Below are 9545 nucleotides of genomic sequence, written 5' to 3'. Positions count from 1 at the left end.
TTAAAATCCTCCCGCGTCTGACTGAAGCGGATCACGAGGTCGGTGGCCGCGTCACTATTGCCCTCGCTGATCGCCAGCAACAGCTTCAGCAGGTTCTCCTGCATGCCCGGCGACGTGTGGCCAACCATGCCCAGATCGAGCAAGGCGAGGTGGCCATCGTCGGTGAGAAAGACATTGCCCGGATGCGGGTCGGCATGAAACAAGCCGTCCAGCAACACCATCTTCAAGTACGCCTTGAACAGTTCCTCGGCCAGCGGCGCGCCGTTCAGCTCCAGCCGGACCAGCGGGCCGACGGAAGTGATCTTCCGGCCCTGCACATAATCCATGGTGAGCACGGAGCGCGTGCTGTAATCGGGAACCGGCTGGGGCACTTGGAGCAGTTCGAACTCTTTCAAATTTTCCCCAATCGCGATCAGATTTTGCGCTTCCCGTTCATAGTTCAGCTCCTGCTGAATGCTAAGGCGAAACTCTTCCAGCATTCGAAGAAACCGATGGTGACGACCCAGTTCGGTGTGTTCATCAAAAAATGCCGCAATTTGCTCAAGCACTTCAAAATCGTCGGCGATTTGTTTGCGAATATTGGGGCGCTGGACTTTGACCACGACCAACCGCCCATCCCGCAGCGCGGCGGAATGCACCTGGCCCAGGGAGGCGGCGGCAATCGGCTCCGGATCAAAACGCGAGAACGCCTTGGAAATTCGGACACCCAATTCCGCCAACACGATTTGCTCCACCTCCACGTAGGCAAACGGCTTAACCTTGTCCTGCAAGCGGGCGAGCGCCTTCACATAGGCGTCCGGGAGCAAATCAGGCCGGCCGGAAAGCACTTGGCCCAGTTTCACATACGTGGGCCCCATGGCCTCCAGATCGTCCGCCAAATGTTCCGGGCTGGCCGCACCGGGGCTCACCGCTTTGATCTCCTGCGGATCAATGGCGTCGCCAAGGCCCATCTGCTGCACGAGATCGGAGCGGCCGTACTTCCACAGCAGCAACGCAATTTCTTTGTAGCGCTTTAGATGGTTGGGGGAGATGTTCATGGTGGTTTGCCCGCCGCGCTATGATCGCTTAAATCCGGCGGCGGTTGGATGAGGCGCGGTGACGGCAAAAAGGTTCGTGTTGGCTGGTCCGTTAAGCGCTTTCCCAAACTTGTCGAAGCGCGAACCATGGCAAGGACAATCCCAAGTTTCTTCCGCATGATTCCAAGCCACGATCCCGCCCAGGTGCGGACAAACCGCGGAACATTCGTGCAGGCGCCCGGCGGTGTCGCAATAGACCGCAATTTTCAGCAGGCCGCGGCGGACAATGGCGCCTGTGCCTGGGGTGACCAATACATCTTCCGCAACGTCGCCTTTAGTAACCCACCCGGTGTACTGCGCCGCAATGTTGCAAGCGGCCCGGGCAAACGTTTCCGCCGCCTGGAGCGTCTTGCGGGCCGGATCATAGAGCGAGGCATAGGCGTTTTCCCGGTTTTGGATCAAATCCGTGAGGAGGCTGCCGGCGATGACGCCGTAGGTCATGCCATTGCCAGAAAACCCGGTGGCGACAAACACGTTTTGATCGTCCATCGGATTCCGGCCAATAAAGGCCAGCCCATCGAATGGCTCGACCACCTGCCCCGACCACTTGAAGCGAATGCCGGCCAGCATGGGAAACCGCGCCCGCGCCCAGTCTTCCAGCCGCGCGTAGCGGGCTTCCGCCCCGTCCGCCTGCCCGGTCTGGTGATCTTCGCCGCCCACGATCAACAGGTCGCCCGCTGCCGCAGGCGAAACGCTGGCCGGTGAGGTTTGCAGGCGCGCGTAATGATACGGCGCGGCAGTGTCCCAATAGAGTCCCTTGTGGATCAAGCCGACCGGCACATCGGCACCGATAACAAACGTACGATACTGGGCCTGCTTCGCGTGAATGGCCAGCAAGTCGTTCACCGGGGTGTTGGTCGCCACCACCACCGCCCCCGCCATCACCACCGGACCCGCTTCGGTTTCGATGCGCGCGGGGGTGCCGCCCGCGATTTTGGTGGCATGGGTCTGGGTATGGATGCGACCGCCATCCCGAAGGATGGCGCTCGTCAGCGCCCCCAAAAATTTCAAGGGATGAAACTGCGCTTGCCGGGGGAATCGCAGCGCCGGACCGGTGTCGAACGAACCGAGGGGCGCGCGCGCGACCCTGACTGTATCGGTTAAACCAGCGCGGTGCGCGGCGGCCAGTTCGCATTCGAGGGTCTCACCGGACGCTCCGGGCGGGGCGAAAAGATAGCCATCCAAACGCTCAAAATCACACTCAATTTTCTCCGCCACAACGATTTGTTCAATTTTATCAATGGCGGCGGCGTGACTCTCCGCCGCCAGGCGCGCGCCATTTTCTCCGTGGAGCCGTTCCAGTTCGGAATAGCGCTGATCCAGCGCGGTGGTGAGGTGCGCGGTGGTGCGTTCGGTCTCACCAGACACAATCGGTCCATCGTCCAGCACAATCACGGACCGTCCGGCGCGTCCAAGCAAGTAGGCGGTCATCAGTCCCGCGACACCGGCGCCGACGATGCAGACATCGGCGTTTTCGTTTTTGGCAAGCATGGCAAACGGCGGCAGCGCCGCCGTCGACATCCAGACGGAAGTGGTTTGTCCCGAGTGATCGTTCATAACAGTCTTCATAAAATTACACGGCTACACCTGCTTGTAACAATGGGGTGTTCTCCCCATTCAAATTCCGGCAAATTCCCTTGGGCTCGGCGCGGAACAGGGAATTCGCCGATGCCCATGGCGGCGGGCAGCGCTTCCACATGGCAGCCTGGCGCACGTCATTTGTGCAGCATTTTGGCGATGATAAAAATGAGAATGGCGCCTCCAATGCCTCCCCCGAATAGAAGGTACAAAAAGGAGTATCCGGCAGCAGCGAATAGCGGTTGTATTATCAGTTCAATCATAGGTCAAGGTGTTGTTATTGGTTTAACCCGTTTCACCCGGTTTTTTCTATTGCGCAAGGCATCCAACCTCACGCTGCTGCACAATAGCTGTAGAAGCTTCGGGAATCTATGGGGTGTTACCCTACCGCCGGAACAGCGCCAGGCATTGATTATTCCAAATCACATCGCTACGAGTTATGGAATGAGACGGACCAACGAAAAGCTGAACATTGAGGAAGGAATGGTTCCAGAGGTAGGGCTCAAACCTCATTCATGCCGCAAAGCCTCAATTGGATCGAGGCTGGCCGCCTTGCGGGCTGGGACGTATCCAAAGATGACTCCCACGGCGGCGGAAAACGCAAAGCCCACCAGCACAATCGGCGCGTTGAAGACAAAGGGGACCTGCAGCACGCTGGCCAGTGAGGTCGAGGTCACCAGTGCAAACGCGATGCCAATCAGCCCGCCCAGGGAGGAAATCACGACCGACTCCACTAGGAACTGGAGCAGGACCTCGCGCTCAAGCGCGCCAATGGCCAGTCGGGTGCCGATTTCCCGGGTCCGCTCGGTCACGGAGACGAGCATAATGTTCATGATGCCAATGCCTCCCACCAGCAGGCTGACGGCTGCCACGGCACCCAGGAGCATGGTCATCATGGTGGTGGTGCCAGACAGCATGGAGGCGATTTCCTTCATGTCCATGACGTTGAAGTTATCATCCTGAGTGGAGGAAAGATGGCGCCGGGCGCGCATCAACCGGGTGATCTCCCGGCGGGCGCGCTCTGTGGAGGCCCCATCCTGCACGGAGACTTGAATCATGCTGACGTCGTCGTTGCCGGCGATGCGGCGTTGAAAGGTGCGAAGGGGAACGGCAATCACATCGTCCTGGTCTTGCCCCATGGTGTTCTGACCTTTGGCTTCAAGCAACCCGATGACTTCGCAGGAGAGCTTTTGCAGGCGAATGCGGCTGCCGATGGGATTCAGATGGCCGAACAACTTCGTGCGGACGGTCTCGCCGATGACACAGACTGCCGCGCCCAACCGGGCCTCGCTGGCCGTGAAGGCGCGGCCTTCTTTAACCCGGCGGTTACTGAGGGGGAAGTATTGCTCGGTGGTGCCGGTGACGGTGGTGGCCCAGTTTTCGTTGGCGTAGATGGCGGTGGTCGAGCGGCTCGAAAGAGGGGCCACGGCGGCGAGGGAGGGAACGTCTCGGGCGATGGCTTCGGCGTCGGCCAGCTTGAACGGGGCCGCGCCGGAACTTTGTCCGGGCCCCATGCGTTTGCCCGGGCTAAGCATGAGGAGATTGCTGCCAAGGCTGGCGATTTGTTGGGTGACCTTCTTGGTCGCGCCGCTACCGAGGGTCACCAGAATGATGACGGAGGCCACGCCGATGATGATGCCGAGCATGGTGAGGATGGAGCGCATGACATTGCGCCGGAGTTCGCGCAGGGCAAGCAATAGGGCGTTTCCAACCATGGCCATCATACGATCTGCTCCTTTTTCGCCTGGTCTTTCTCGATCAGGCCATCCTTGAAATGGACGATGCGCTTGGCGTAGGCGGCCATATCCGGCTCGTGAGTGACCATGACGATGGTGATGCCCTGGTCCCGGTTGAGAGTGGTGAGCAGGTCCATGATCTCGACGCTGCGGGCGGAGTCCAAGTTACCGGTGGGTTCATCGGCCAGCAGCACGATGGGCTGGGTGACGATCGCGCGGGCGATGGCGACACGTTGTTGCTGGCCGCCGGACAGTTCACCAGGGGTGTGGTGCTCCCAGCCGGTGAGGCCGACTTGCTTCAATGCGGACAAAGCCCGCGCATGGCGCTCGGAGCCGGTGTGGCGGTAGATCAAGGGCAACTCGACGTTCTCAACGGCGGACGTGCGTTTGAGCAGGTTGTAGCTCTGAAACACAAATCCCAGATAATGCCGCCGCAACAACGCCCGTTGATTGCGGGTGAGCAAGCTGACCTCAATACCCTGAAACCGATACGCACCGCCGGTCGGGGTATCGAGGCAGCCCAAAATGTTCATGCAGGTGCTTTTGCCTGAGCCGCTGGCGCCCATGACGGCGACGAACTCCCCGCGCTGGATGCAAAGATCCACGCCCCGCAATGCCTGCATGGCGGCGCTGCCAGTGCCATAGACCTTGGTCACGCCGCGCAGTTCGATGAGCGGGGCGCTGTTCTCAGACTGGTTTTCGGGCGCATTCATTGGGAGGAGCTGACTTCATCAATGACCAATTCCATGCCGCTCTCAATCTGGCCGGTGGCGACTTCGGTGTGGAGCCCATCGCTGAGGCCTTTCGTGAAGGAGAGGGGCGTGAGCTGCCCGTTGCGAACGGTCCAGACGCGCTGCTCCTTGCTCTTGGTGTCCGGCTCCTCTATCTTGCGATCATTCATGCCTGGCGGGCGAGGAAGGAGCATGCCCACCAAGCCGCCGGACGAGGGTCCGGATGCGCTTTTATTCGACGGCGCGAATCGCAGCGCGGCGTTGGGCACCAGCACGACATTGTCTCGCTTGTTCACCGTAATGACGGCGGTGGCCGTCATGCCGGGCCGCAACACGAGGCTGGAGTTGTCCACCTTGAGCACGGTCTTATAGGTCACCACACCCTCGACTGTCTGCGAGCCATAACGCACTTGCGTGATGCGCGCCGGGAAGGTCCGGTCAGGATAGGCGTCCACCGTGAAAGTGGCATCCTGCCCTTCCTTAACCTGCCCAACGTCGGCCTCATCCACGTCCACCTGCAACTCCATTTGCGTGAGATCCTCGGCCAGGGTGAAGAGCGTCGGCGATTGGAACTGCGCCGCCACCGTCTGGCCCGGCTCGACGGAGCGCTTCAGGACGATGCCGTTGATGGGCGACTTGACGACCGCCTTGGTGATGTCCGTGCGAACGACATCCAGCGCCGCCTGAGCCTGGGCCACCGACGCCTTGGCGCTGGCCTCGTCCGCCTTGTTGCGGGCGAGGTTGGCCTTGGCGGTGTCAAGATCGCTTTGCGACGGCAGCTTGCCACCGCTCAATTCGCGAACGCGATTGAGGCGGCCGAGTTGAGCCTCCGCCTCCTGCACGCTGGCCTGGGCCTGGAGGACCTTGGCGCGAGCGGCGTCAAGGGCGGCCTCGTTCTGCTGGGCCTGCGCTTCGAGACGGGTGGCATCAAGTCTGGCCATGACCTGGCCAATCTTGACTGCGGAGTTGTAGTCCGCGTCCACCGACTTGATGGTGCCGGAAACCTCGATGCCAACGTCCACCTTTTTGAGCGGCTCCAGGGTGCCGGTGGCGCTCACGGAGACGACAAGGTTGCCGCGCTTGGCCGACTGGGTGGCATACTGGACCGGCTGAGGCTTTCTGTTCAGCGCGGGAAAGACCAGGAGGGCGATCAGCAACGCCGCCAAGGCCAGGAGCCACCAACGGCGGCGGCGAGGTTTCACGTCGGAAACACCGAGCGTCTTGGCGACCTGTTCGGTTTGAAGTGTGGGTGTGTTTTTCATGGCTGTTTTGATAAAGTGGTTTGTGTTGCAGCCGCGGAGACATCATGGCCGGGTGTCCAGCCGCCCCCGAGGGCTTTATAGAGACTGATCAGGTTGGAGGTGACCTTGGCCCGGCTGGTGGCGAGCTGATCCTGCGTCGAGAGCAAGGACTGCTGCGTGTCCAGCACGGACTGAAAGCTGGCCAGCCCCGCATTGTATTGGAAGCTGGCCAGTTCGAAGGCGCTCTGGCCGGCTTTCGCCGCCTCCGTGAGCGAGTCGCGGCGCGTCTGCTCGTTAGCATAGGCCACCAGGGCGCTTTCGACATCCTTCAGCGCGGTCAGCACCGTGCTCTCATAAGCGCTCAGCGCCTCCTCCTGCTTCGCGGTTTGCAGTTTGATATTCTGCCGGATGCTCCCGCCGTCAAAGATCGTCCATGCGGCTTTGGCCAGACCTTGGGCCGCGCGGGCGCTGGCGGTGTAGAGGTTGGCGTATTCGAGCGACTCCAGCCCCAGGGTGCCCGACAGGGAAAAGTTCGGGTAGAGCTGCGCCCGGGCCACTCCGATCTGGGCCGTCTGCGCCGCAAGCTGCCGCTCGGCGGTGCGCACGTCCGGGCGGCGCCGCAGCAGATCTGCGGGCACTCCCACCGCCACTTCGGCGGGCGTGCCTGGCACCGGCTTTTGCTCCGCCAGCAGGATCTTGAGCGCGCCGGGCGGCTGGCCGGTCAGAACGGACAGCCGGTATTTTGCCTGCTCCAGGCTGGTGCGCAGCGTGGGCACCTGCGCCCGGGCCTGCTCCAGGCTCTGCCTCGCCTGCTCCTCATCCAATTGCGTGGTCAGCCCGGCCTCGCGGCGCCAGCGCGTCAGGTCATGGGTTTCGGCGCGGATGAGCACGTTTGACTCCGTGATCGAAAGCAGTTCCTGGTACGACCGCACCTCCACATAATTCAGCGCCACTTCCGCTAGCAGGCTCACCATCACATCTCGCAGGCTCTCCTGCGACGCCTGCCAGGTGGCGGTGGCCGACTCCAATGATCGGCGTTTGCCGCCGAAGATGTCCAACTCCCAGCTCGCATCCAGGCCGGTGGCATAAAAATCCGTGGTCTGGCCGTTCCCGGCTTCCTTGCTGGCCCTGGTCCGGCTGACGGAGGTATTCGCCCCTGCGGTGGGCAGGAGCGCCGCTTTGGCCATGCCCCGCTGGGCGCGGGCTTCTCGCACCCGCGCCTCGGCCTGGCGGAGATCCAGGTTGCCCGCCTGCGCCCGCTCTGCCAGTTCGGAGAGCACCGGGTCGTTGAACACCGTCCACCAACGCGCGAGCAGGTTGGTGTTGGCGGCGGCGCCGGCCAGCCCGCCTTGAAGCTCGCTGGTCCAGCGGGCCGACGTGGCTGTTTTGGGTTGCTTGTAGTTGGGCCCCACGGTGGTGCAGCCCATGAAGCCGGGCAGGCAGGCCGTGAGCAGGATCGCCAGTCCGATGCGTCGGGCGGTTGTATCTCTCATAATATCACTCCTTGGGCAGCGGTGCCCGGAAGGCCGCGGCGGCGAATGCGACAAAGCGCCGGACGTAGGTCTCGGCATCAAGGCTTAGCACGGGGGCTCCAGGCGGCGGCTTTCGGCCCAGGAGCAGCAACGACTGATGCAGTCCGCCCATGAGCAGGTGCATCCGCCAGAAAACGTCGCCGGGCGCCAGGTTGGGCATGGCGCGCATTAAGGCTGCATCAAAGCGCTTGACTACCGCCGCAAAGTGGCTGTGCATCACTTTTTCCATGACTGGATTCGGGTCAACCAGGCAGCGGGCCATCAGTTTTCCAAAAGTGGCCCCGCCCCGCTTGGGATCCATCGTTTCCTCGACCACCGGCCGGAAAATGGCTTCGAGGACGGCTTCCAGTTTGGGCGGACGGTCGCCGGCCGCCCTTTCGACGGCTTCAAGCGCCCGGAGCTGTTCCTGGGTGCTCGGAACCAGCCGCCGCTCGAAGACGGCCTCGATTAGCCGGTCCTTGGTGCCGAAGTGGTAGTTGATGGCACCAAGATTAGCCCCGGCCTCCGCGATGATGTCCCGGATGGACACCGCGTCCAGGCCGCGCGTGGCAAACAGGCGCTCGGCCACCTCAAGTACCTTTTCCCGGGTCTCGGCGGGAGCTTTCTTCGGCTGTGCCTTCGTTGCGTTATGTGTCTTCATATTCATACGAACGTTCGTATCATACATCCGTATGAATTGTTGTCAACCCCCTTTTTTAAAGAATTATTCCGCTCCGGGCCGGCGCCCGCTCCGGGGCCGCAAAACCATGCGGATCAGTTCCTTCACTATCTTGGCCGGGAAGACGCCGGGGTGGTGGCGACGGAAACGGGTAACTTCGAAAACCCGGATCACCCGGAGTTTGAGGATTACGGCCATGCGTCATTCCGAAGCCGGGCCGGCACGGGCGAAGCCACGGTCACCTTCTACCGCGGCAAGCAAAGCACCGGGTTTCTGCTGGACCTGGAGGGCGCGGAAGGGCGCAGGGGATATTGCGGTCAAAGACCCGTCGTCCATCATGTTGGCAGAGCTGGCCGCGCGTTGCCAGATGGGATGCGTAAAACATAATAGCACAGTCTATCAGAAAAATGGCCGTTCCGCATCACACGGAACGGCTGTTTCCGGCTTACCCGTTGGGTACGGGTCAGGCCTCGAATGACTTGCCGCAACCGCAGCTCTGGCGGGCATTGGGATTCTTGATCTTGAATCCACCGCCCGTCAACGCGTCGGCAAAATCTATGACTGAGCCGCGAACATAGTTCGCACTAAAGGGGTCCACCAGGATGGTCACGCCAAAGGCGTCGCAGGTGAGATCATCGGGACGCCGTTCATCGAAGACCATGCCGTATTGCATGCCCGAGCAACCGCCCGCTTCGACATACACCCGCAGGTTCTTCCCGGCATTGTCCTGGTCGCCCGCCAGAATGGTTTTAATCTGGTTGGCGGCGCTTTCGGTGACCGTCACAACGGACTCAGTTTTTACATCGCAATTCATATCCTAAATTTCACTATTAACGTAATCCCCGATGTTGAATTTGTCAAATTGGGGAAAGTGTTTAATTTCATCCCACCCTTTCGATTTGTGCGTGGCGTCGCCTGGAAAGTCCGCAAAACGATAATCCCTAGCAGCCTGTCGGACTTAACAATGCGGATTTTTTGCAGGTTTTTGAATAA

Annotated in this window: 9 protein-coding genes; 1 reads left to right on the top strand and 8 read right to left on the bottom strand. The window is 61.1% G+C overall.

Annotated elements, in window-relative coordinates; all coding sequences use genetic code 11:
• The 7 genes from WCO56_27080 to WCO56_27050 form a co-directional block, all read right to left on the bottom strand.
• On the bottom strand, nt 1-1037 hold a 1037-nt coding region (locus WCO56_27080; protein ID MEI7733265.1), incomplete at its 3' end, for an AarF/ABC1/UbiB kinase family protein.
• A gap of 18 nt (nt 1038-1055) precedes the next feature.
• Nucleotides 1056-2645, bottom strand: a complete 1590-nt coding sequence (locus WCO56_27075) for an FAD-dependent oxidoreductase (GenBank protein ID MEI7733264.1) — start codon at nt 2643-2645, stop codon at nt 1056-1058.
• A 518-nt stretch (nt 2646-3163) separates the two neighbouring features.
• The gene (locus WCO56_27070) at nt 3164-4369 is read right to left on the bottom strand and encodes an ABC transporter permease (GenBank protein MEI7733263.1); all 1206 of its coding nucleotides are present in this window, start codon (nt 4367-4369) and stop codon (nt 3164-3166) included.
• 5 nt (nt 4370-4374) lie between these two features.
• Nucleotides 4375-5103, bottom strand: coding sequence for an ABC transporter ATP-binding protein (locus WCO56_27065; protein ID MEI7733262.1), 729 nt, complete (start codon nt 5101-5103; stop codon nt 4375-4377).
• Entirely contained in the window at nt 5100-6383 is a 1284-nt protein-coding gene (locus tag WCO56_27060) for an efflux RND transporter periplasmic adaptor subunit (protein MEI7733261.1), read from the bottom strand. The genes WCO56_27065 and WCO56_27060 overlap by 4 nt, the downstream gene beginning before the upstream one ends.
• Nucleotides 6380-7855: an efflux transporter outer membrane subunit gene (locus WCO56_27055; protein ID MEI7733260.1), complete on the bottom strand. Its 1476-nt coding sequence runs from the start codon at nt 7853-7855 to the stop codon at nt 6380-6382. The genes WCO56_27060 and WCO56_27055 overlap by 4 nt, the downstream gene beginning before the upstream one ends.
• Before the next feature lie 4 nt (nt 7856-7859).
• Nucleotides 7860-8540, bottom strand: coding sequence for a TetR/AcrR family transcriptional regulator (locus WCO56_27050; protein ID MEI7733259.1), 681 nt, complete (start codon nt 8538-8540; stop codon nt 7860-7862).
• A gap of 33 nt (nt 8541-8573) precedes the next feature.
• Here WCO56_27050 and WCO56_27045 point away from each other — a divergent pair, with 33 nt between their 5' ends.
• Nucleotides 8574-8939: a hypothetical protein gene (locus WCO56_27045; protein ID MEI7733258.1), complete on the top strand. Its 366-nt coding sequence runs from the start codon at nt 8574-8576 to the stop codon at nt 8937-8939.
• A gap of 76 nt (nt 8940-9015) precedes the next feature.
• On the opposite strand, the gene WCO56_27040 is transcribed toward WCO56_27045, so the two are convergent.
• Entirely contained in the window at nt 9016-9366 is a 351-nt protein-coding gene (locus WCO56_27040) for an iron-sulfur cluster assembly accessory protein (protein MEI7733257.1), read from the bottom strand.
• Nucleotides 9367-9545 lie beyond the last annotated feature (179 nt).

This window comes from Verrucomicrobiota bacterium (assembly GCA_037139415.1).
GTDB lineage: Bacteria > Verrucomicrobiota > Verrucomicrobiia > Limisphaerales > Fontisphaeraceae > JBAXGN01.
Note: the sequence above shows the minus strand (reverse complement) of the source record. Positions and strands in the feature narration are given on the sequence as shown.

What these genes read in the sequence shown, in the direction of transcription:
- WCO56_27050 (MEI7733259.1), bottom strand. Translation starts at nt 8,540, where the DNA reads ATGAATATGAAGACACATAACGCAACGAAGGCACAGCCGAAGAAAGCT.
- WCO56_27065 (MEI7733262.1), bottom strand. Translation starts at nt 5,103, where the DNA reads ATGAATGCGCCCGAAAACCAGTCTGAGAACAGCGCCCCGCTCATCGAA.
- WCO56_27075 (MEI7733264.1), bottom strand. Translation starts at nt 2,645, where the DNA reads ATGAAGACTGTTATGAACGATCACTCGGGACAAACCACTTCCGTCTGG.
- WCO56_27040 (MEI7733257.1), bottom strand. Translation starts at nt 9,366, where the DNA reads ATGAATTGCGATGTAAAAACTGAGTCCGTTGTGACGGTCACCGAAAGC.
- WCO56_27060 (MEI7733261.1), bottom strand. Translation starts at nt 6,383, where the DNA reads ATGAAAAACACACCCACACTTCAAACCGAACAGGTCGCCAAGACGCTC.
- WCO56_27055 (MEI7733260.1), bottom strand. Translation starts at nt 7,855, where the DNA reads ATGAGAGATACAACCGCCCGACGCATCGGACTGGCGATCCTGCTCACG.
- WCO56_27070 (MEI7733263.1), bottom strand. Translation starts at nt 4,369, where the DNA reads ATGGTTGGAAACGCCCTATTGCTTGCCCTGCGCGAACTCCGGCGCAAT.